This is a genomic window from Verrucomicrobium sp. BvORR034 (assembly GCF_000739635.1).
Classification (GTDB): domain Bacteria; phylum Verrucomicrobiota; class Verrucomicrobiia; order Verrucomicrobiales; family Verrucomicrobiaceae; genus Verrucomicrobium.
Window position 1 is genome coordinate 133,544 of record NZ_BATQ01000049.1, and the last position, 22,713, is coordinate 156,256.

Sequence of the window (22,713 nt, forward strand, 5' to 3'; positions counted from 1 at the left end):
GGAGGGGAAAGGGGATGAGCTTTGAAACCGGGGAGATGAGGATAAATGAAACTACTGTGCTGAGGGCGGCTACACGTTGGCCATCTGAATGTGGACCAGGCGGCCGCCTTCTTCAGGACTGAGCAGCAGCTTCTGGTCGTTCTGCAGCTCCACCCGGTTGCCAGGCAGGATGGCTTCTCCCGTACCGACATCCTTGAGCCCGGGCAGGGTCTGGTTCACCAGAAGCCATTTTCCGCCATGGAAGACAAAGTAGCCCACGGGCTTGCGCTGGGCCTCGGTCAGTCTGGCACTGGGGAAGACCAGGCGCGAGACATGCCAGGGATAGAGGTATTGGTTGGAGTACACCATGAGCCGGTGGTTGTCCGGCAGGAACTTCCCACCTCCGCGGGAGGAGTACAGGTTCAGCACGGGCAGCGGCCCCACAAAGGCGGTGCCGCAGAAGGGGCAGCGGGGCTTGTTGCTGTTGTCAAAGACGAACCATTTCTGGTCACAGTTCGGGTTCGCACATGGCTGGGCCAGATCCACCGTCTTGACCAGGGCGGTCTCCATGTCCTGCACCGTGGGGCGCTGGTCCGGAGAGTGCAGGCCGGTGATGAAAGCCTTGTCAAAGACCTCCTTCAAGTACGGTCCGCAGACGGTGTAAGGGATCTTCGAGGTGTCGGCAAAGGGGAGGAAACCCGGCTTGACGGAGGCAGGGTCGCTCCGGTTCGAGGAATCTGTGGGATGCTCGATGAAGAGCGCCTTTTCACCCATGCCCAGTTCCTCGTCTTTTTGCGGATCGGCATCATGGATCTTCCGCCCACGCAGAGGGTGACGGTAGAGCAGATACATATAGACCAGCACGGCGAGGGCATGGCGGTCTGTTTCAATGCGGGGCAGATGCTTTTTGGGGTCCCCCACCGGCAGCTTGAGGGTCGCCATCACCTCAGGGGCGATGAAGTCCGGAGTGCCCACCACATCGGGCGGATAGCGGCCGGGCACCACCAGAGTATCGATGTCGATGATGCAGGCGTTTCCACCTGCAGGATCTACCAGCACGTTTTTGTAAGAGAGGTCGGAGTGGGCCAGGCCCGCCATGTGCAGACGTCCCACGGATCGCGCGATCTTGATGCAGGTGGTGAAGTAGCTGAGCCAGTTTCCTCGCTCCCGGGGATCGAGGTGCTTTTGCTGGTGGTTCGCTGAGGCGAACCACTTGCCCTCCTTCTCCTTTCCCTTGATGCTCAGGAAGTCGTCGTTCTTCGACCCGTACTGGAAGAAGAAATGCGACTTGTATGTGGGCATGACGATGCCGATGTGACCCTGGTCTTCGATGATGTGGGTCGGCCAGCAGAACAAGGGCTCCCAATAAGCTCCGCCCTCCTGCTGAAAGATGCGCTCCCGGTACACGCCGACGATGTTCCGCAGGCGCTCCATGGAGTTGTAGTCCGGCTTCTTGCGGTACCAGCCCACCACCTGCTTCTTGTCCTTGGAGAAGTACACGTCCTTCATCCCGCCCGAGCCGGCCTGGTTGGCACTGTCGAACTCAAATTCCGTGCCGTCGGTGGCTTTCAGTTTGACGATGCTCATGGTTGGGAGGGGAGATGAGTTTCACAGAGGACCGCGATCGTGCGATCATCATGGTGACCGGGAGAGAAAAAGTTCATCCACTGGAGCAAGCTTACGGCGGCCTCATCACGTGAAGATGCTCCGGCCACCAAGGGGTGCAGCTCCGTCCAAAGTTCCTGCCATGCCGCAGGATCCGCCAGGGCCACTTCGCTGTGGAACTTGGGGTCTGAGATGCCGTCAGTGACCAGGACCAGGGCATCAAACTGCGGGACCAGGGCGAACTTGATCCGGTTCATGATGCCTTCTCCGGTGGCAAGCACTTCCTTCATGGTCAGGAAAATGGTCTGCCCGGCGAACTCGCCGCCATCCGGCTGAGTCAGCAGGCAGCTGGCTCCGTCCGGAACACCGACCACGGCGGCCCCACCATCGCCCACCGAGAAGGCGGCAATGAACCAGCCACCAGTTGGCATCGGGCGGGCGAGAGTGATGATCAGAGTGGTGTGGAAGTCCCGCAGGGTGGCCTGGGTTTCATTGGCCTGATCTTCGATCGCCTTGCGGGCTGCGTAGGCCGCCCGACCGAATTGGGTGTACAGCTCATTGCGCACGGCGTTGCGTTTGTCGGCTGACTCACCATCTGCGGCCCAGACTTCAGTCACGGGAGTCAGCGTATCCTGACCGTTTTCCCCCAGCAGACTGGCGAAGTGTTCTTTGACCTTGTCGCAGGCAATCTTGGAGCCTTGCCGCGAATACTTGGCGCTGCCTGCGCCATCAGCCACCGTCAGGGCATACCACCCGGTTGTAGGAAACCACGCCAGTGAGAAGTCATCGTCCCGGCAGCTTCCCACGTGAGCGTGAGAGCGGCCGCGCAGGCTCGCAGCTGCCACCAATTGAGGCGTGTCCCTGAGAGCGGCTGAGTCGGCATCCGCTTTCCAGAAGAGAGACGTGGGATCTGAATCCTGATTCTTCCATAGGGATCGTGGATCCGCATTGATGGTAATCTGCAGGGTTCTTAGCAGCTTGTCGGGCCGGTCGGGATCGGCACCCTGAATCAGGCAGGCGGCAGGGATCTCGTACTCACCTGCAAGCAGAGGGCTGCCAGTGATGGTGGTGCCATCGGTGACCAGGCCATCAGGCAGGGCGGCGGCCGGTTCAAAAGACGCAAAAGTCAGGGCTCCGGTTGCCAGCGGAGTCAGAACGTTGGCCGTGTACTCCCGACCTACGGTGGCATTGGGCAGCCGCACAGGATAGGAGGGCAGGGGCGGAGGGCTGGGAGGTTCACGGAAATTCACGTCAGGAGGAATTGGGGTGGGTTCGGCTTGGGGCGGATCGGCGGGCGCGGACTCGTCCCCTTTTTCAATGCAGAGAGAAGGTGCAGGCGCCTCCGCTTCGTGGGCTGCCACTTCCAGCACCATGATCTCTGCGGGAGCTGGAACAAGCTCCTCATGCGCCGGGGGCGTGGGAATCTCCGGCAGGGAGGAATTCTCCACAGCGGCGGGAGGCGGCTCAGGCGCGGGTGGTGCCAGGGCGTGGATCAAGGCATCCAGTTCTGGCGTGGGTTCGTGCCCTTCAACCGTCAGCAAGTGCTCGACCAGAGACACGAATCCTTGCGGCCACGGGGTGTGCTCGCCCAGCCTACCAACGATGCTGGCTGTCAGTCGCGCCGGAGGTGGCGGCGCCTCATGGCCTAGCATCAGAAGGTGCAGCACATTGGCCAGCGCTTGTTTGTCGCGCTGTTGCTGCTCTTCCATCGTCTCACCCTGGCCACTGGGGTAGCCGTAGTAGGTCTCCGCGGCCGTCAGACCATCGTCCCAGCCAATGCGGCGGCGGAAGAAGGCCACATCGAAATCCCCATTGGGGGCGCACATGAGTCTCTGGGCACACACAGCCCCATGCGACTTGCCCTCTGCATGAATCTCTGCCAGGCACTGGAGGAGGGGGAGAACGATCCGGGCAGGATCGGCCTGGATCAGGTGCCGGTTTCCCAGCAAAAACTTGTGCAGCGGCTGCCGCTGCTCATTCCTTGTGCCGAGGGAATTGATGGCTGCCATGCAGAGAGGTGACAGGAGGGGTTAGAACACCAGGTTCACCTCAGGCGGCGGAGGGGGCAGATGGATCTCTGTGCTCGCACCCATGCTCACATTTCCCGCGGCGACACTGGACGACACCCAGCGGAAGAAGCTGAGGAAACTACCACTGTCCATCGTGTCCAGGGTCACCACATGGTCGGCCAGGGGAAGCAGTTCGTCCTTCTTGGCCTTGGGGCCGGCGGCGCAGGCAATGATGCTGGCAAATCCGCGCTTCTTCACCTGCGGGACGGTTTCCTTGTAGAGCATGATGTCAGACGGGGAACCGTCGGTCATGACAAAGAGGATCGGCTTCCAGTCCCCTTTGTTCTCTCCCTGAGATTTCAGCACCTCGGTGTCCACCCTTTGACACAGGACTTCCAGGGCGGCACCCAAGTTGGTCGGTCCGGAATCGGGGCAGACGATCGGAGGGAGCTGGAGGGTCTCCAGGCTGCTGAGGGGCAGGACCACCTTCACGTCCCTGTCGAAAGTGATGATGGAGAGGTGCAGGGACTCCAGCGCATGCGGATCCTGGCGCAAGCCGCTGAGCATGGCCTGAAGCCCGACTTTCACAGACTCCAGGGGTTCTCCTTTCATCGAACCGGATGTGTCTATGAGGAGATAAACAGGCAGGCGTCGCATGAGATGAGGGGGGAAGGGCAGGGTTTGGGGGAAGATGAAAGACTAGACCACCACTTTGATCTCAGGGGGTGGGGGAGGTAGTTGATCCAGGCCTTCCACCTCTTTGCCGGCGGTCTCGACGGCTTTGCTGTTGCTGCTGACGGAGGCCGACACCCACTTGAAGAACTTGGCCATTGCCGAGTGATCTGAGGTATCCAGACGCACCACTGCCTCGCCAGCGATCTGCTGAAGCACGGTGGCATCGCCCTTGTTCACAGCACATCCCACGACGACACCCCATTTCTCCTGTTGGAAGCGGCCCAGACCCTTCTTCCAGTCATCCGTGGGGGCACCGTCCGTCATGATGAACACCATGGGCTTCCAGTCTCCCTTGGTGGTGGAGGTGGTTTTGGCCAGCTGTTTGGAGGCGACGTCTGCGACGAGTGTCAGAGCATCGCCAAGGGAGGTGGCTCCCTGAGCGGTGAGGGCTGGAACCTGAAAGGCGGTCAGCTCTGTAAGAGGCACCTTCTCCGTGGCATTCGAGTCGAATGTGATCACGCTGAGGAAGGCGGTCTCCAGAGCGTAGGGATCCTGGCGGAGTGCGGAGACCAGCATTTGCACACCGTTCTTCACCTGTTCAATGGGCTCGCCAAACATGGAGCCCGAGGTGTCGAGAAGCAGGAAAACAGGGAGTCGTCTCATAGGATGAAAGGAGGTTAAATGAGAGTCTTCAAGATCTCCACAAAGTTATCAGTGGCATGGCCTTCGCCCAGGGCGCTGAACTTCCAGCCGCTGCCCTGGCGGGCCACTTCACCGAAGACCATGATGCACTTGCCATTGTAGTTGGGATCAACTCCCAGGCTGTAGCGGGCGATCTCCTTCCCCTTGGCATCAATGGCGCGCATGTAGGCATTTTCCACTTCGCCGAAGTGCTGGTAGTTTTTGCGCCCCTGGTAGATCTGTACCAGGAAGAGGATGCGGTGGTACTGGGAGGGCATCGAGTTCAGCCGTACCACGATTTGCTCATCGTCATTGTCGCCACTGCCTCCCACCCGATTGTCGCCCGAGTGGTAAATGGCCCCACTAGGGTGACGAAGGTTCTGAAAGAAGATGACGTCGCTGCCGATGAGCTTTTCACCGAGGTTGCGCACCTTGCCCTGTTCATTCAGCACAAACGCGATGGCGTCCAGGTCATGGTCCTGACTGCCCCCGGTCAGTTTGGCAAAGAAGCCTTTTTTCCGAATCTTCCAACCCAGCCCGATGGTGATCTGGCTGAGATCGTTGGTGTCCTTTTCCAGACTGATGGTCTGGCCTTTTTGGAGGTTGATCGCCATGCTGGGGGTGGGTTGGAGCGGTGAAGAACGGTTACGCGTACTTGCTTACATAGGCCTGCAGGCCACCTGTTGTGGCCAGGCCCATGGCTTCAAACCGCCAGGCACCGTTTCGCTTGTAGAGACGGCCGAACTCGACAGCGGTCTCGATGGAAAAGTCCTCGTCCAGCTCGTACTTGCAGATCTCATCGCCGGAGGCGGCGTCGTAGATACGAATGAAGGAATTGCGCACCTGCCCGAAGTTCTGGCGGCGGGTCTCGTAGTCGTGGATCGTGACGGTGAAGATGATCTGCTCCACGCGGGGGTCCACTTTGCCCAGATCGAGGGTCAGTGTTTCATCGTCCCCGTCCGAGTTGCCGCCCGTGCGATCATCCCCTGAGGAAGTGACCGCGCCGTCTGGCGACTGCATGTTGTTGTAGAAGACGAAGAACTCGTCTGCGGGGATCTTGTTGTTGGCACCCAGCAGGAATGCTGACGCGTCCAGGTCGAAATCCTGGCCCGTCTTGGCCGGATCCCAGCCGAGGCCGACGCCGATTTTCTGCAGCCCAATGTCTACCCGTTGTCCCTTGCTTAGATTGATGGCCATCGCTGTCTTTTCTGGAAAAGAGGTTTGGTTGTGAGGAACCCGGTGCCAGCGCGATGGCGCTGGCACTGGTGGTGTAGGAAGCTGTCCAGTGGTGGACGGTTACTTCTCAGCAATGTCGCCGTTTTCCCCGTCTTCAGGTGCCTTGACCGCGAGGGACCAAACCACCCCGGTAAGCAGGACGACTGCGACGATGGAAAGACTGACGACATTCGGAAGGTGGAAGCCAAACGCGCTGCCGATGAGCTTGCCAGAGACGAAGATGAGCAAGACCATGACGGCCTTGTCCAGAGCCCAGAACAGGCCCTGAGCCGCTACGAGGAGGAAGTACAAGCTGCGCAGACCGGCGGCTGCCCAAAGACTGGAGGTGATCATCAGGTAGGGATCGCGAACCACGGCCACGATTACCGGCATGGAATCGAAGGCGAAAATCACGTCACAAACTTCGATGCAGATCAGGCAAAGAAACAGAGGCGTGACGCCATGGTGGAAGAACTTGCCGCTCTCAATCGAAGGATTGGTGGAGGCAAACTTGCGGACCGCCAGCACAGACCAGTGGCTGGTGTAGTCCACTTCTTCATCATCCTCACCACTCTTCCACATCTTCCACACGGTCCAGAGAACCACGAGGGCGAAGAGAATCAGGATGTACGGGCTGACGTTCACAATCAGCGCGCCGAAGCCGAGGAAGACGAAGCGGAAAATGATCGCTCCCAAAATGCCCCAGTAAAGAATGCGGTGCTGGAAGTGCTGCCGGTTTTCCTGCGTCAGACCGAAGGACTTGAAGATCAGGTAAAAGGCAAAGAGGTTGTCCAGTGCAAGGGCCTTCTCAAGCACATAACCTGTGGCGTACAGACTGCCAGCCTCAGCGCCTCGGGAGTGCCAGATGTAATACCCAAAGCCCGCGGAACAGAGCACCCAGATGATGGACCACATGAGGGCGTTGCCCATCGTGATCTTGTGTCCGCTTTTGTGAGTCAGCAGGTCAACCAGAACCGCCAATACAAACGGTATGATGAAGACCAGGACGTCAATGAGGGTGATGGACGAGAATACCGATAAGGAGGTTTGCAACATGGTAACAGAGGGGGGCAGTTGTTCCAGCGTTTCGCCGATTCCCTAGACATGCGTCTGGGAAGTCGCGCAAGGAGAAAGTCTGTCGCGGAATGATGGTCAGATGTTTGCTTAGTCGGCTCCTGCTGGCTGGGATTTAGGGAAGCATTCGAGCACAGCAGGATACGGGAAATGAAGGGAAAAGTGTTTACAATGTAGATGCGGGCGTTGTGGGAACTACAGAGAGCGGTGCATCGGGAAAAGGTGGGTAAAATCTAGGGAATCCGGTGTGATGTGTAAAATAAACTACTATTGCGACTGATGGGTTTCCCTATTGATGATTCAAAATCAACTTCTTAGCATGATATTATAGCAATTCGACCCGCGCTTTGGGGCGCGCAGTTCCGTTTCCGTCGAGACGAGCCATGGAGTTAACACCCACCTATGGAACACGCGCTTTAGGATGCGATGTAGGTACAGGGTACATGCGTAATATTTCGCCATGAAACTTAAACCTGCTTTGTCCATCATCAGTCGCCGTGCTGGCATCGCGCTTGTCCTCGTTCTGGGCTCGGTCGCGCTGGTTTCCATGCTGGTGGTAGCCTTCCTCACTCTGGCCAGGACTGAGCAGCGGGCAGCCGCCGCTTTCTCTGATACGGCGGATGCGCGGAACCTCTCCGAGATGCCGCTGAACCTCGCCATCGCTCAGATTCGCCGGGCCACGGAGCAGAACGGGGTGACGCAGACCTGGGCCTCCCAGCCAGGTATGATTCGAGTGTATGGCACGGAAAAGGATGCCACCACGAGCAACACCCGCTCCAAGATGGTAGCCATGTACAAGCTGTACAGCGACGACCGCATGGTGGTGATGAAGGAAGGGGTGACCTCCACCACCGGAGGCCTGACCACCACAGAAGTGACCACGGCTCTGAATACCGACGAGTCCGATCTGGCAAACTGGCAAAAGGTGCCGGGCATGTATGTGGACTTGAATGAACCGGCCCCTGTGGTGCTGGCTGACAGTCAAAAAGTCGGTATCCAGTTTCCCATCGCGGATCCCCGGGCCGTGTTTCCCCGTGCGGGCGGACTGGCGGTGGAGGGATTCAACTTCCGTGGCAACACGAAGGCCACTGTGCCGCTGGCCGGCGCTGTCGTGCCGGGAACGTTGATGCCGGCGGATGAGAACAATCTGGAGGCGCGACTGCCCATGCCGGTGCGCTGGCTCTATCAACTGGCAGATGGCAGGCTGGTGGCCCCCTCTGGTGGCACGGCAGAAACTGGTGTGGAGTTTCCTGAAGCAGACCGGCCCACTGAAGCCAATCCCATCGTGGGACGGCTGGCGTTCTGGACGGATGACGACTCCACCAAGATCAACGTCAATACCGCGACCGAAGGAACCGCCTGGGACATGCCCCGGGCGTACACTGACTCCGACGCGAAGTATGCGAGGAAACAACCTGCACAGAACGAATTCTCCCGCTATCCTGGCCACCCCGCACAGACGTCACTGAGCCCCGTGTTCCAGGCCTTTGGTGAGCCCTGGAAGATGGACTTCGGCATGACGGATGCCGAGGTGTCAGCAAGGGTGCAGCGATATCACGCCATCAGCCCCCGCATTCCCTGGGGTGGCAGCATGGGCGGGACGGTGGCCCCCACGGCTACCATCCCGCTGGTGGACAGCACGGGGGCGCCCGTCAAGGACGACCGGCTCTATGCAACGCTGGATGAACTGGTGTATGACCGTAACCGGGCTGCGCAGAACCCTGCTCTCACCTGGCGGGACATCGAGATTGGTCGTTTCTTCCTCACGGCGCACAGCCGGGCGCCGGAGCTGAACCTTTTCAACAAGCCGCGCATTCTGTTGTGGCCCACTTCAGTGAATGCCGCGCATCGCAATGCGATGGACAAGCTGCTGCTCTTTCTGGGTACGGGCGGTGGCCGCACCTGGTACCTCCAGCGGGCTGCGAACTTTACCAACAAAGACAATCCCGGATCCAGCCAGGATCCCAAAGGCGACCTCAAGATCGGGGAGGACTCGTTCGGCAACAAGCCGCTGGTCACCGCGCCGGGCCGCAACGCGGACATGTACGAGGCCTACCTCAAGGCGCTTACCGGAAACAACTCGCCCACCTCAGAGGGAGGCGCGGTGAAGGCGTATGAGGTGCCCGGGTTTGGAGGCAACTTCAAAACCAAGTACACCCCGGTGCGCCGCGACCAGATCCTGACGGAGATGTTCGACTTTCTGCGCTGGTCGGTGAACAGCTACAGCACGGGGGTGGACCCGAAGTACACGTATCTGCCGCAGCGTGGCGGTGGGAATATTGGAGAATCCACAGCCGTACCCCTGATTCCAGGAATCAAGAATGACGTCCCTTCTACGGTCACCAAGTCCACCAAGGGATTTGGACGCTTTCCCACGATCACCGAGGTCGCGATTGTCTTTGTTGCAGCAGAAAATACCGGCGAGACCCTGCCGGATGGTTTCCTGAAGACGAAACAGATGCGTGCCTTCATCGTGCTGGAGCCCTTCTCACCAACAGTAGGCATGCCGAGCTGGTCCGCGAATGTCCGCTACAAGATCACTGGTCTGGATAACTTCAAGGCGGACGGTACGGGCATGGGTTTTCCCTCCTCTGGAGTTAACCGGGCCAGTACGCCCAACGGCTGGGTGGACGGGGGGCACAGCACGGCTTTTACGGGCCTGGGTGCCCAGTTTGTAAATGCCGACCTCGGAGGGAGCGGAGATGTGGATGCGGCAGGCAGCAACAAGATCCTGGATCGCAGTGATGAGAAGAAGGGGTTCCCGTTTTACAGCGAACTTGTGGATGTGACGGGCAAGGACAAGTTCCTCTTCAGCGGTGGCGACATCCAAGTGGAGGTGCAGACCGGATTTGGCGCGCAGGCCAGCGCCCGGATCGTGCAGCGGCTGACGCTGAACTTCCCACCCGCCACTTTGCAGGTGCCCAAGATGAAGCCCGGTGATGCCACCACCAAAGGGCTGACAGACATCACCAAGCGGTTTTTCAAGAAAGTGGATGGAGGGCTCTTCAACTGCCTGATCGTGGAGGGTGATGTAACCCGCAGTGTGGAGATCAACGCTGCGGCTGCGAGTCCTACGAAGGGCGATCTGCGCCTGCTGGCCGCCACAGAGCAGGTGCCTGCCACCTGGTTCACCACCCATCCGAAATACGCTGACACCAATGTGCGGGCCTTGCATTTTCTACGCCAGGGAAGTCAGACTCACACTGGGCAGATCGGGTTCTATGGCACTGATGACACGATCGGCAAGGGAAACGGAACCAATCGTCCATCTACACAAAACACCGCCGGAGTGTTGGTGAAGGGCATGACCTACTTCCGCGACTGCCCACCGGCAGTAACCCGTGGACTGGCGGGCGCTTTCAATGCAGATAATCGTCCTGGGGATTGGGACAACGGAACCGGGCGGATCGAGGATGGGCCGTACATCAACAAGGCAGACGAGGGCAATGCCTCCACCAACAACCAGGCCAACGACACGGACCTGGGCTACTTCTCACGCGGCTCTTTTAACGTGGAGAGCGGACCTACTTATAGTCCGAACCGCCAGATTGCCTCCGCAGTAGCCTTCGGGTCCCTGCCTTCGGGCATATTTGGCTCGAACCCATCAGAGCTCATAGCGGCGGAGGCACCGCGGCCGTGGCAGACGCTCTTGTTTTGTCCCAATCCGGCCTCTCGCTCGACGGTGGCACTGAACGAGCCAGTGGCGGCGGATCATGAGGGTTTCAAGGGACCTCGAGATCACCTCTGGCTGGACCTGTGGTGGATGCCAGTGGTGGAGCCTTACGCCATCAGTGAGGCCTTCTCCACGGCGGGCAAGATCAACATGAACTATGAGATGCAGCCCTTCCGCCACATCCGGCGGACCACGGGGTTGCATGCGGCGCTCAAGTCCACCGTACTCACGGCCATCACCCCGTTGTCTGCTGGCGGGACCACCTCTGCCGGTCTGGGCAACGGCAGTGGCAACAACTACAAAGAAGGCACCCGTCACAAGTATGAACTCCGTTATGCGGTGAACACCGACGCCACGCTGGAAGGCTTTGAGAACCGCTTCACCAAGGGGGATGTGTTCCGATCCGCATCTGAGATCTGTGAGATCTTTCTGGTGCCGCGCCGTTTTCCTGGAGCCAGCTACAATACCGATGCCAAGGCACCTCCCACGAAGTATGCGGACATGGTGGAGTGGTGGAATGGGGCGGGCGGACTGGAGTCCCCCAGCAGCGGCACGCCCAATGGCTTTGAACTTACCGGGGACAACTCCCGTGAAGCTCCCTACGGCCAGCTCTACCCACGGCTCACCACGAAGTCCAACACCTTCACCGTGCACTACCGGGTGCAGATGCTGAAGAAGTCCCGCTCCTCAGACCCGAGCCGGTGGGTGGAGGCAAAGGATGCTGTGCTCTCGAACCATCGCGGCTCGGCCACCCTGGAACGCTACATGGACCCCAATGACCAGGAACTGAAGGCGGTGATGGTGGGCGGGAGTGATTTCTTCCGCAGCTGGGACCAGCACTACCGCTTCCGCGTGGTGGAACGCAAGCAGTTCGCTCCTTGAACCGGATCTCCTCCCCAACCCAAAAAAGCCGCTCCTCATGAAAACATCCCTTCCTCACTTCGGACGTCTCCGCCGGCAGGCGGGCTTCACGCTGGCAGAAGTGGCCATCTCTGTGGGCATCGCCACCATCTGCCTCCTCACGCTGCTCGGACTGGTGCCGTTTGGCCTGGACACGTTGCGCAGTTCCGCGAACCGCCAGGCGGAGGCCCGCATGATCCAGGCCATCGTGTCTGACTACCAGACGGCCACCTGGATCAAGCAAGATGGTGGAGGGGCAAGATCGGTCATCCTGGCGGACAAGACCTTCTACTTTGACCAGACGGGAACGCCGGTGGTGAGCGTCACCGATCCCGCGCGCATGTACGCGGTGCAGGCCACGGTGGACAAGACGGAACCCAAGCTCACGGGAGACGCGCTGACCAATCCCTACCTGCGCCGCCTTAATCTTCGGTTCACCGGTGATCGTGATCCTGACAAGGCGTTCGCGGAGGGCTCGGGGCGCTATACGGAGCGGCCCACCTGGGTGGTGAATGTGGAGCAGACCGGCCCCATGACGAAGACGAAGTGATGGCAACGAGCTTGCGAAAACCCTGAATGGCAAGTCCATGAGAAATTTCCTGAAACCATTGCGACGCGGCTTTACGCTGGTGGAGCTGCTGCTTTCCATGAGCGTGCTGGCCATCATCATGGTGCTGATGGCGGATGTGGTGGTGCGTACCCAGAACACCATGAGCCAGGCCACGGCGCATGTTGGGGAGTTTCAGGAGGCACGCGCTGCTCTCGATGCGGTGAGCAGCTCCCTCTCCCAGGCGGTGATGGATGCGAGCTGGAGCTACAAGCGGAATGCCAGCGGTGCCGCCACCGGGTACGAGCGGGTGTCGGATCATCACTTCATCCTTGGTCCGGCCAGTGATCTGGTGGGGACAGGTGCCGAGACGGGACAGGCGATGTTCTTCCAGGCGCCGCTGGGTTTTGCGGGTTCGTTTACAGATGGTCCTGGAGCGGGTGCCCCTGCCGTGGCAGGTACGGAACGCTTGCACACCCTGGTGAACGCCTGGGGCTTCTACGTGAAATATGATACGGACCTCGTGAACCGTCCTGGCTTCCTGAAGGATGAGACGGCCAAGAAACTCTACCCGGAGCGCAAGCGCTTCCGTCTCATGCAGTACTCCCAGCCCGCTGAGAAGAGCATTCTCTACAGCAAGACCTTTGCCCTGAACCGCAAGACAGCCAAGGCACAGGCACTGCAATGGTACCAGACGGACCTGGTGGCCAACTCCCGGCCGGTGGCCGAAAATATCCTGGCCATGGTGCTGGTCCCTTATTCCGCGAATGTCACGGTGACCAACAGCGGGGAAGGTTACTCTGACGTGAAGGTGGAGCCTGATCCCCTGTACGCGTATGACAGTCGTGACTTCCAGTGGAATGGCAGCAATGCGATCAGCAGCTCCCGGCGGCATCAACTGCCCCCCAAGGTCATGGTGACGCTCTTCGCCTCGGAGGAGAAGTCGTACGACAAGTATGTGGCAAACTCTGGCGATGATGAAGACGCTGCCGCTCAGAAGGTTCGCGATGTCTTCAAGGGGCGATTCACCAAATACAGCGACTACGAGAAGGACATGACTGAGGTTGAGAAGGCGCTGGGTGCCCTGGGGCTGCACTTCAAGGCTCTGAACGCAACGGTCACCCTGCGCAGCGGCAAGTGGATCACGGAGGTTACGCCATGAACGAGAGACATTTGTTGCATCGAACCAGGCTTCACCAGCAGGCATTCACCCTGGTGGAGCTGTTGGTGGTGATTGCGGTCATGGCGCTGCTCATGGCCATGGCGGGCTTGACCGTGCCCGCCTCCATGGCGACCCAGCAACTGGGCGGCATGGCCAGGCAGCTGGCGGCGGACCTGGAGCATGCGGTGCTGCTCGCGCAAAAGGAGAGCGTACCGGTGGAGGTAAGGTTCTACCGGTATCAGGAGAAAGAAGGGCTGGGTGGGGAGGAGTACCGTGGCTATCAGATTGCCAAGATCACGGGATGGGCTTCTGATGGGAAACCCAAGCTGCACTTTACGACTGAGGCGCAGAAGCTGACGGGTGGGGTGATCATGATGCGTGATCCCCAGTACAGCACGCTGTTGAGCAAGACGCCCGTGAAGAGCGGGCCGGATGATGCAGACCTGGGCATGGTGTATGAGTACGTGTCCTACCTGATCCGGCCGGATGGTCGCACCAACCTGCCGCGTGATGCCAAGACGGTGTTCACTCTGGTGCGTGAGATGCCGGAAGGTTCGCCCAAGGATCTCCCGGCAGACTATCGGTCTGTCGTGCTGGATCCGGTCACCGGTTCGGTGGTGCTCTATTAGGGTGGCCCTTCTTTTACTTGAGGCTGGTGAGCGCCAGGGCGGTGTTGATGGCGCTGCGCAGTTCCTCGTTCCATTCGCTCTTGGCGTTGTCCCGGCGATTGGCGATGGCGGTGTAGCAGACACCGTCTGCGCGCTGGGCACAGATGGCGGTCACGCCAGGGAGGCTGCCGCTGAAGGTGTAGGCGAGTCGCCGCTGATCACGCACTTCACCGCTGATCCAGTAGTGCTCCAGAAACCGGCAGTAGTCAGCCGCAGTGCAGGCGAGAGCCCCCGCGCCATCTCGTGCCTCCACATGGAAGTCCAGTGGGACCTGCTTTTGCGGATACTCAGGATGGTAGCAGTACCAGACCTCTCCCGGCTGCCGGTCCCTGGCATCCGAGGCGCTGAGGCTGAAGGAATGTGCTTTTGACTTCCCGGCTACGGTGGTCTGGAGGTAGTCCACCAGCGTCTGCTGGCTCAGTTTCTCAATGACTCGGGCGAGCAGGATGTAGCCGTAGTTGCTGTAGGCAGAGCGCTCACCGGGCTCGAAATCCAGCGGCAGCGTCAGGCCGTAGCGGACCACGTGCATGGGCTCGGTCTCCTCGGTCTTGATGTGAAACATCGCCTCGATCATGTCCCCGCGGCTGGTGAGATCCCCGGATTTGTCCCGATCCCAGCCACCTTTGTGCTCCAGCAGTTGTTGGATCGTAATCTTCTTCCACCGCTCGTCGCCTCCCTTGGCCTCGTTCAGTTTTTCCAGCTCCAGCACGGTGAAAACCCGATCCTCCATCTTCAGCTTGCCGTCGTTTACCAGCGTGTGAATGGCGGCGCTAATCACTGGCTTCGTCAGAGAGGCGATCCTCATTTTGGTCCCAAGCTGCAACGGGATCTTGAGTTTGGCGTCGGACCATCCATAAGCAAAATCGTGCAGGACTTTGCCCTCTTTGGTGATCGCAAAGGTGAGGGCTCCGATGCCCTTCTCGGCCATGAATTTCTTGATGGCCTCGTCCAATGGGGCGAGGTCCTGGTTCACAGTCCCCGTGCTGGGGATCGCGTCTGCCCCGGAGATGTTGATCGCTTCGAATCGGTCCGCTTTGGCCCTGGGCTCTTTTTCAGCCGGAGGAGCGCCAACCGGTTGCGGCAGGGAGGATTTATTTTGTCGCACGAACGCCTGATCCTCGGCAGTCAGGCGGTCCAGCGGCAAGGTGAAACGCTGGCCGCTGCGGACGGCAATGGTGACCGAACTGTCGTCCGCAGAGACCATCTCCGCTTCGATCTTCCGACCCGAGGCGGCTTCCGTCCAGCTACGGGCTTGGGCCAATGAGGTCAGAGCGGCGGCCACGGCGAGAACCGCGAGAGTGATCAAGGCCTGGCCGGGGGAGTTCCGATGCATGGGGCGGATTCTCGTCCAGCAAAGGGCCGCAGGCAAGCGGGCGAGGGGCGTGGCATTGTGCTGCGAATGCTTCCCGGGGCTGGCTGCTATTTCGGAGGCGTGCGCCCATCGCCGAAGTATTTCTCACTGCGGTATCGCAGCCAGACGCGGAGCTCCTGTGGGATCTTCTCCTTCTCCACATCCGTCAAGGTCTCGTAGAGAGCCAGGGCCTTGGTGCGCTCGCCCCGACAGGCGGCATTGCGATGGGCATCCCACAGGCTCCGGGCGGCACGGATACGACGGGAGACCTCCTTGATCAGGTCAGCTCCCGTCAACGGTTTGTCAGAGGGTTTCTTTTTGGCAGGCAAGGGGAGAGGGGGTTAAGCTCCCTTCAACGTCTTGTTGAAGAACTCCAGGGTACGGTCCCAAGCGAGTTTTGCCGCAGCTTCGTCGTAGCGGGGCGTCGTGTCGTTGTGGAAGCCGTGGTTGGCCTTTGGGTAGATGTGTGCGGTGTAGGTGACCCCGGCTTTCTTAAGCGCCTCTTCGTAGGCAGGCCAGCCTTCATTCACACGAGTGTCCAGCTCGGCATAGTGGAGCAGTAGGGGAGCTTTGATCTTGGGCACGTCTTCTGCGGCGGGCTGGCGACCGTAGAAGGGCACTGCAGCCTTGATCACGTCCGGGATGCGATAGGCGAGGGTATTGGAAATCAGGCCACCAAAGCAGAAGCCCACCACGCCAATTTTGCCGTCCGTAGCTGGGTTCTTTTGCAGCCACTCGGCAGCGGCGATGAAGTCCTCCACCATCTCTTTGCCATCTCGTTTGGCCTGTAGCTCCTTGCCTTTTTCATCATCGCCGGGGTAGCCGCCTACGGGGAAGAGAGCATCGGGGGCAAAGGCGACAAAACCGGCCGCGCCGAGCCGACGGGCGACGTCCTCAATGTAGGGATTCAGGCCGCGATTCTCATGCACCACGATGATGCCTGGCAGTTTGCCAGCGGCGTTGGCGGGTTTTACCAGGAGGCCGCGCATTTTCCCTGCGCCTTTGGGTGAGGGATACTCCTCATAGCTGGTGGTGATGCGGGGGTCGTCCTTGGCCACCTGGGCGGCGAAGACGTACTTCGGGCTGAGGGCCTCCAGCAGGGCTGCCGCTGTGATGCCGCCGACGGCGAATTTCGATGCCCGGTCCATAAAGACTCGCCGATCGATGCGGCTGTGGGCAAAATCATCGTACAAATCCAGCAGTTCCTGGTCGAATTCAGAAGCGATTTTTCGTTCCATAGTCGCTCAGACTAGCGATTGGGGAGGAGTTTGGGAAGTCTCGTGCGAGCCGGAAAGCGACTGCCGCGAGAAAGAATTTTGTCACGTGGGGCTTTCCAGGAAACAAACATCATCAAGATGAAGACGTTCCAGGTGTTGGTGCTGGCGAGCTTGTGGGCCGCCGGCGGAACTGCGGCCCTGGCCGGGCAACAGGGGCAGATTCACGATCCGGAGGGCCACTCCAATTTGCGATCCGGGCAGTCGGTTGATGCTCCGGTGGTGGCAAAAGTGCTTGCAGGTGAAGTCTTTGACTTTGAACCCGGAGAGGGCTCGGAATGGTGGCGGGTGACGCTGCGGTCCGGCAAGGCGGGCTGGATGCACTACAGCCGCATCATGCAGCATGCAGAAATGGCCGATCTGAAGGACGGCGAGGCGGGTGACGAGCTGATGCTCTATGGCCAGGGGCGTGGCATCAACTACTACAAGCTGGCGCGTGGGGCAGCGAAAGGGGTGCCGGAGGCGATGACGGCCTATTTTGCGATCACCGACACCGATGGCGGCGCTGCTGAGATGCACTGTGGTTATTTCATGGATGTCATCCATCTCCTCGGAGATGAGAAGTGGAGCGCCTTCCTGGCGGGGCAACCGTTGGACTGCCGGCTGGCAGTACGAAGTGAGTATGTGAAAGCCATGGAGATGAGCGCGTTCGAGCCGATGGGATATCTCACCCGACACTTTCCGAAAACGGCAGCATTGTTGTTTCGCAAGGAGATCGTGGATTGGACGTCTCCAGATGGGAAGTACGCCGTGCGCAAGGTTTTCAGTGCCGCGGAGCCGCGTGAGAACTCGCGGGTGGAGCGAGCGGAGTTGGTGGCCAAAAATGGCGGGGTGATGGCAGACCTCACGCCGGATGATTCTGGCGAGGGTATTGACCGCGAAGGCCGAGTGCTGTGGAGTCCGGATTCGCGCCGTCTGGCAGTGTTCAGTGTGACCGGGCAGTCGGCGCAGACGGTGATCTATCAGGCCGCAGGAACCTCAAAGTTTTCTCGGGTCGAAGTGCCTGAGCCGGAACTGCCGGGGCGCGCTGGCGATGCCGAACTCAAGGGAGCCAAGAAGATCTATACTCATGCGGAACCTCTGAAGTGGGAGTCACCCCAGCGACTGGTTCTACGTTGGCATGAGTATTGGGAGGGCAAACATGCGGACGGTTCGATCAATTCTATTGGCAGGACCTATCTCGTCACCGTGGTCGTCGCCGGAGGCAATGGGCGGGTGGAGAAGGTGGAAGTGGAGAGGTGATGGGGAGCGTCAGTGCGTTAGTGCGTCAGTTTAAGTTCGATGTAATAGTGACTGATCGGGGTAGGGAAGTTCGTGGCTGCATTCGTGAGAATGCGGAATCGTCCAATGGCCGACATTGCTTCCTCTAACTACAGCATTTTCACCCGCCCCCTGACCACGTTCTTACGAACGCAGCCACGAGCTTCCTTTGAATGCTAACTGCTCCCGTAATTGGGCCGTGAGAGGGGTTTGTAGCTGCATTCGTGAGAATGCGGAATGGTCCGCTGGCCGGCATGGTTTCCTCTAACTCCAGCACCTTCGCCTGCCCCCTGACCACGTTCTTACGAACGCATCCACTAACTTCCAAGGATTCAACGTCCTTCCACAAACGCCGCCAGTTTGCCAAGTGACATCTGCCATCCGAGTTCGTTGTCAGCCGGGGCAATGCCGTCTGGCACACCCTCGTGTACTGCCATGAAGAGTGTGCTGCCGTCGTCCTCCTCGGTGAGGGTGTAGGTAACCATCATCTCTCCCTGCATGGCGGGGTCCTCTGTCTCAAACACATCTATTTCCACCACCTGTTCGTCAGGCACGAGCTTCGCAAAGTGGCCGTGGTAGGTATCGGTTCGGGCGGTGGTTTTCCCGGTGTTGGTGGGCAGGTCGTAGGTGAGGGAAATGCGGAACTTTCCTCCCTCGCGTGCCTCGAAAGCGTGCACCTCACAGGTCATCCCGTCGGGAACCTTCCAGTGAGGGATGGCCAGGGGATCAATCAAGGCGCGATAGATCGCTGCCCGGGGGGCATTGATGCGACAGTTGACGCTGGTGGTGCTCATGGGGGGAATTGGGCAGGGGACTGGAGCGCACGTGGTTTCTGAGTGAGCATGCCTTTAAGCCGCGAGACGAGGCTCCATCCGGCCGTGAACAGGGCAATCCAGGCAAGATAACCTTGAATCGGAAGATTCACATTGGTGATGTCATTGATGGAGGGAACGCCTGAACGCAGGAGACTTTGGTAGGTGGCACCGCCAACGTAGAGGATGAGCAAGGTCGAAATTAGAGATGTCCATGCGGACTGGCGTGAACAACTGAGCAGCGCCGCCAATGCGACGAGTACGTAGGGGCTCAGGTATGAATGGGGAAACTCAATGTCGTCGTGGATGGGTTGGAAGGCATTGAACGACCAGTGGAGATGCTTGAGTTCGTAGCCCAACTGGTGGCCATGGTAGGCTGTAAACAAGACTCCTCCGAGCAGTCCCGCGATAGCGAAGACGATTGATATCTTTTTCAGAATTGAGGTGTCTGAATTCATCCTGCAGAGGGATGCGGCCGGGCTGATTCATTCAGCTCTTGCGGATCATCCTGGCTGGATAAAACGAATCGAATTCCCATCTGTATCGCGAAGATACATTTCGCGATTGCCCCAGGATTGATCGTAGGGCGGAAGTTCTACCGGCACCCCGCGGGACGTGAATTCGGCGTACAAGGCATCGACGTCGCGAACCTTAAATGACGCGACCCCTCCGGCGACACCGTCGCCAGAGAAGGATGAAACGTGAAGTTCAACCCCATCGCGTTCAAGCCCGAGGTAGCCGGGATCAGGATTCGGAGCGGAAGGCCGGTAGGCCCAGGCAATGGTGAAGCCCAGCTGGCTGCCGTAGTAGGTGGCGGCGGCTTCCGAAGAGGAGACGTGAAGGAGTGGGGTGGCGGAAAGCAGGTTCGGCGAGGACATGATGTTGGGCGGGATTCAATGTCGTATAGATGGATCAAGCGTGTTGCTGTCTCGATCATTTCGCGGGCGCAAGCTGTCGTGACATTGCCGCAAACGAGATGGAAACATCAAAGTAGAGGGTGGTTTCAGTGCCGTCGCGAAGCTTGACCTTCATCTTGTCGCAAGGGTGCTCCAGCGTTTGTTCGATTAGCTCGGCGCCAATCTCATCGAGGAAGTAGTACTCCTCTGAAACGGAAATGACTTTAAACGCGGTCTTCGCGGTGCGGCCGTCTCCTGAGGAGGCAATGGAATGAATCAAACCGTAGAAACAATGCCAATGGTAAGTGAATCCCGCCCAGTCGCCGGCCGCCTTGAGAGCTTGCGCCCTGAGAAAGTGGACATCGGCGTCAACCGGGACCTTCTCCAGCCAGGCCTTTGACAACTCGATGATCTTGGCCCGATCCTTGGCCTTGACAGCCGTCATGAGGGCCTCTCTCGCCTCATCTCTCGACCACATGGGATGGAAGTCAGGTCGTGCGGCAAAGGCCATGCGTAGGGCCGTAAACTCTTCACCAGAGGGGAGCTTGGGGGCGCTTTGAGGTTTGGGCTCAGCCTGGCAGATTTGGATGGCTGCAAAGGCGGTCAACGCGAGCAGGAGTGGCTTCATGAGACGAGGGGTGGAGGAGGCAATCAAAAAGCGCGCACTATGATTGTTGGGATACCCTATCGAATAGCGATTTCCGCGCTCGAGATCAATCCGAATCCGCGGAGTGACGGACTTCCTCGTCTTTGAAGCTGCGCTCCAACCACCTTTTCGCCACGATCCTGGGGGCGGAGCGTGGTGAAATGAGCTTCGCCGGCGGCTAGTTCGCTCAAACAGGCTCACAGGGGTGCCGACTCCCCAACGCGCCAGGGACTTGGTCATGGCAGGGTGCTTGCCGCTCTTTACCGGGGCTTCGTTTAAGCTCTGATGACGAACTGTTGCTCACTGCTCAGAGGTTCGCCGTCGTATGCCGCTGCGGTGTGGGACTCAGCCATCTGGGTCAGTTTGGCGCTGGCACGCTCCACCTGATCCAGAAACAAGGTCCAGGCGGCCTCGAACTCGCTGTATTCAAGATTCGCGAGTGAGAGGTGATGTTCTAGAACCACCGTGCCGTCATCAGGTACGATGGCGAAGGTGGGGCCGGATTCGGCATGAAGTTTGACGTTGGTGACCAGCATCCGTCGGAGTGCGGCAGGGGGCAGTTCGTCCGCGTCAGGATGCACCTGCGCACTGAGGATCAGTTCGCCACTCGAAGGATCATGGGCGACCTGCACCAGTTGGCCCTCTCCCACGCGCAGGGTCAAGCTGCCCTCGTCATCCAGAGTCAAGCCGGGGACGCCGACGGAGTGGGAAAACTGTTCGATCAGTGATTGGGCGGTTTGGAATGATGACATGGGGAGGAATGGGGGCGTAGAGATAGGCTGGATTGAATCAGATCAGAGGGGTGTCTTCGCTCTCCTCGGTTGCGTCGGGGGATCCGTCAGAGGCCCTTTCTTGCAGAGATTGAGATACCCGCGGACGGTCTTTCAGAGTGGCAAAGATCTTGCTGGCTTCATCGATCAGGGCCTGTTCCTCTGCGGTGGGCGGCGGAGGGGGAGTGCTGGGAGGGAAGAATTCCATGGCGATGCGGTGACGGGTAAATGGAGCGTGGCGGCTCTCCGTTGCTATTTGAGGATGATAGTCGCCTGGGTGACTCCGGGGTCGACTGTCTTGCCAATTGGGTTGGTCGAGCCGCCGTAGTCAACCGTTCCATGCCGAGACACGATCTGGAACGTATGGTTGGGGGGATAAAGCACCTCCACCTCTTCGGGGAACTTGGAGAGAAAGCTGACGTCATGACCACCAGGGCTGTGGATGGAAAACTGGTGGCTGCCGTCGAACGATTTCGTAGCGGAGGTGCTGGTGAAAGCTCTGTCCGTCATGGTTCCGCCACGCACACAGTTTTGATCTTTGTCCCTTGGCAGATCGGTACCTCTTGAGACCGGGCCATCGTAGGGAGGCAGCTTGCCCAGCCCCTGGACGCAGAGGTCCGTGGTAGTCCGAGTCAATGGGGAGATGGGGCCGTTGCGGAGTTCATCGTTGATGATGGCATAGTCGATCTGGGTGTACGCGTTCAGTGCGACAAGTTCGTCGGTGGAAAGCAAGTCGGCTCGTGGGTCCCAGCCATTGGCAACAATGTTCGTGAAAGTGGCCTGGAAGTATTCGGGAAATCGGCCTGGTCCCATCTCCGAATGCAGTTGGGAGCCCCGACTTTCCTCGTACCGCTGGACGAGTTTGTTGGCGGTGTCGATGTGGGCATCGGTGATCTCCTCGTTTTCCTTCAGAGAGAGACATTTCAGGATGGCTTTGGCCGCCCGGTTGTTCTCATCTGGGGTACCTTGTAATTTGGAAGTGATGGCACTACGAAGTGCCGCTGCCGAAGGGCTGAGCTTGTCGTCAATCTCCACCTTGGTCATCGCCTGCTGCAGCGGGACATAGGTGCGCCCGTCTTTTGCGGCTCTGGCTCGGGCGGCGGCTTCTGCTTTTGCAGCGGTTTGTTCAGCTGCGAGATTCTTTGCAATCTGGCCGTCCCGGATTTTCGTGTATTTGTCCCGGTCGGTGACCATTTCGTCTGCCTTGTCCATGGCCATCTGCATTTTGCGGGAGCTCAGCGGCTTGTCTGGAGAAAGCTGCAGTTCCTTGTAGAGCACGTTGACTGCTTCCTTGCTGCCCAGCTTGTCGGTAAGGGCCTGTTGGAAGATTTTCTGGTAGTTTTGCTCCTTGGGCGTGATGCCATCTTTGTTCTTCACCCAGGAGACAAATCGGCCTCCTACGCTCCGATTGCCGACGTGATCGCGGAGCGCCTCCATCCGTTGGTCGGGGGTTGCACCCACTTTGGTGCCAAATCCAGTGCGGGGCCCTGTGACGGAGGTTGGGTTCATAAGCGCG

At 59.3% G+C, this 22,713-nt stretch carries 22 protein-coding genes; 5 read left to right on the top strand and 17 right to left on the bottom strand.

Going from position 1 to position 22,713, the window contains the following annotated elements; translation table 11 throughout:
* Positions 1-69: 69 nt before the first annotated feature.
* The 7 genes from BV034_RS09280 to BV034_RS09310 form a co-directional block, all read right to left on the bottom strand.
* On the bottom strand, positions 70-1,566 hold the full coding sequence (locus BV034_RS09280) for a serine/threonine-protein kinase (RefSeq protein WP_050026297.1): 1,497 nt from the start codon (positions 1,564-1,566) through the stop codon (positions 70-72).
* Positions 1,563-3,593: a PP2C family serine/threonine-protein phosphatase gene (locus BV034_RS09285; RefSeq protein ID WP_050026299.1), complete on the bottom strand. Its 2,031-nt coding sequence runs from the start codon at positions 3,591-3,593 to the stop codon at positions 1,563-1,565. Before BV034_RS09285 ends, BV034_RS09280 begins: the two co-directional genes overlap by 4 nt.
* Positions 3,594-3,614: 21 nt before the next feature.
* A complete protein-coding gene (locus BV034_RS09290) occupies positions 3,615-4,250 on the bottom strand; it encodes a VWA domain-containing protein (protein ID WP_038165989.1) in 636 nt (211 codons plus the stop codon).
* 42 nt (positions 4,251-4,292) lie between these two features.
* Entirely contained in the window at positions 4,293-4,931 is a 639-nt protein-coding gene (locus BV034_RS09295) for a VWA domain-containing protein (protein WP_050026301.1), read from the bottom strand.
* Positions 4,932-4,945: 14 nt separating this feature from the next.
* Positions 4,946-5,563: a TerD family protein gene (locus BV034_RS09300; protein WP_050026303.1), complete on the bottom strand. Its 618-nt coding sequence runs from the start codon at positions 5,561-5,563 to the stop codon at positions 4,946-4,948.
* A 31-nt stretch (positions 5,564-5,594) separates the two neighbouring features.
* Positions 5,595-6,146, bottom strand: coding sequence for a TerD family protein (locus tag BV034_RS09305; protein ID WP_050026304.1), 552 nt, complete (start codon positions 6,144-6,146; stop codon positions 5,595-5,597).
* A 99-nt stretch (positions 6,147-6,245) separates the two neighbouring features.
* Complete coding sequence (locus BV034_RS09310; protein WP_050026306.1) at positions 6,246-7,220, bottom strand: TerC/Alx family metal homeostasis membrane protein; 975 nt, start codon at positions 7,218-7,220, stop codon at positions 6,246-6,248.
* A gap of 478 nt (positions 7,221-7,698) precedes the next feature.
* On the opposite strand from BV034_RS09310, the gene vccA reads away from it, so the two are divergent.
* The 4 genes from vccA to vccD are packed head-to-tail and all read left to right on the top strand — an operon-like array spanning position 7,699 to position 14,149.
* Positions 7,699-11,793, top strand: a complete 4,095-nt coding sequence (vccA, locus tag BV034_RS09315) for a Verru_Chthon cassette protein A (protein ID WP_050026308.1) — start codon at positions 7,699-7,701, stop codon at positions 11,791-11,793.
* Between the two features lie 37 nt (positions 11,794-11,830).
* A complete protein-coding gene (vccB, locus tag BV034_RS09320) occupies positions 11,831-12,361 on the top strand; it encodes a Verru_Chthon cassette protein B (RefSeq protein ID WP_050026310.1) in 531 nt (176 codons plus the stop codon).
* 37 nt (positions 12,362-12,398) lie between these two features.
* On the top strand, positions 12,399-13,520 hold the full coding sequence (gene vccC / locus BV034_RS09325; RefSeq protein WP_081887688.1) for a Verru_Chthon cassette protein C: 1,122 nt from the start codon (positions 12,399-12,401) through the stop codon (positions 13,518-13,520).
* Positions 13,517-14,149 carry a Verru_Chthon cassette protein D gene (gene vccD, locus BV034_RS09330; RefSeq protein WP_050026314.1) on the top strand — a complete coding sequence of 211 codons (633 nt, stop codon included), beginning with the start codon at positions 13,517-13,519 and terminating at the stop codon, positions 14,147-14,149. Before vccC ends, vccD begins: the two co-directional genes overlap by 4 nt.
* A 13-nt stretch (positions 14,150-14,162) precedes the next feature.
* Here vccD and BV034_RS09335 read toward each other — a convergent pair whose 3' ends face one another.
* The 3 genes from BV034_RS09335 to BV034_RS09345 all read right to left on the bottom strand — a co-directional run bounded on the left by BV034_RS09335 (position 14,163) and on the right by BV034_RS09345 (position 16,777).
* A complete protein-coding gene (locus BV034_RS09335) occupies positions 14,163-15,521 on the bottom strand; it encodes a serine hydrolase domain-containing protein (RefSeq protein ID WP_050026316.1) in 1,359 nt (452 codons plus the stop codon).
* An 86-nt stretch (positions 15,522-15,607) separates the two neighbouring features.
* Positions 15,608-15,868, bottom strand: coding sequence for a hypothetical protein (locus tag BV034_RS09340; protein WP_050026318.1), 261 nt, complete (start codon positions 15,866-15,868; stop codon positions 15,608-15,610).
* Between the two features lie 12 nt (positions 15,869-15,880).
* A complete protein-coding gene (locus tag BV034_RS09345) occupies positions 15,881-16,777 on the bottom strand; it encodes a dienelactone hydrolase family protein (RefSeq protein WP_050026321.1) in 897 nt (298 codons plus the stop codon).
* A 117-nt stretch (positions 16,778-16,894) separates the two neighbouring features.
* Here BV034_RS09345 and BV034_RS09350 point away from each other — a divergent pair, with 117 nt between their 5' ends.
* Entirely contained in the window at positions 16,895-18,055 is a 1,161-nt protein-coding gene (locus BV034_RS09350; protein ID WP_050026322.1) for an SH3 domain-containing protein, read from the top strand.
* 350 nt (positions 18,056-18,405) lie between these two features.
* Here the strand turns inward: BV034_RS09350 and BV034_RS09355 are convergent, their stop codons facing one another.
* The 7 genes from BV034_RS09355 to BV034_RS09385 are packed head-to-tail and all read right to left on the bottom strand — an operon-like array spanning position 18,406 to position 22,706.
* On the bottom strand, positions 18,406-18,867 hold the full coding sequence (locus BV034_RS09355; RefSeq protein ID WP_050026324.1) for an SRPBCC family protein: 462 nt from the start codon (positions 18,865-18,867) through the stop codon (positions 18,406-18,408).
* The gene (locus BV034_RS09360; protein ID WP_050026326.1) at positions 18,864-19,343 is read right to left on the bottom strand and encodes a hypothetical protein; all 480 of its coding nucleotides are present in this window, start codon (positions 19,341-19,343) and stop codon (positions 18,864-18,866) included. The genes BV034_RS09355 and BV034_RS09360 overlap by 4 nt, the downstream gene beginning before the upstream one ends.
* A gap of 45 nt (positions 19,344-19,388) precedes the next feature.
* Complete coding sequence (locus tag BV034_RS09365; RefSeq protein WP_050026328.1) at positions 19,389-19,763, bottom strand: VOC family protein; 375 nt, start codon at positions 19,761-19,763, stop codon at positions 19,389-19,391.
* 55 nt (positions 19,764-19,818) lie between these two features.
* Positions 19,819-20,667 carry a DUF4919 domain-containing protein gene (locus BV034_RS09370; RefSeq protein ID WP_081887689.1) on the bottom strand — a complete coding sequence of 283 codons (849 nt, stop codon included), beginning with the start codon at positions 20,665-20,667 and terminating at the stop codon, positions 19,819-19,821.
* 35 nt (positions 20,668-20,702) lie between these two features.
* Positions 20,703-21,179 carry a type III secretion system chaperone gene (locus tag BV034_RS09375; protein ID WP_050026336.1) on the bottom strand — a complete coding sequence of 159 codons (477 nt, stop codon included), beginning with the start codon at positions 21,177-21,179 and terminating at the stop codon, positions 20,703-20,705.
* A 37-nt stretch (positions 21,180-21,216) separates the two neighbouring features.
* Entirely contained in the window at positions 21,217-21,405 is a 189-nt protein-coding gene (locus tag BV034_RS09380) for a hypothetical protein (RefSeq protein ID WP_050026337.1), read from the bottom strand.
* 44 nt (positions 21,406-21,449) lie between these two features.
* Positions 21,450-22,706, bottom strand: coding sequence for an ADP-ribosyltransferase domain-containing protein (locus BV034_RS09385; RefSeq protein ID WP_050026339.1), 1,257 nt, complete (start codon positions 22,704-22,706; stop codon positions 21,450-21,452).
* Between the last annotated feature and the right edge of the window lie 7 nt (positions 22,707-22,713).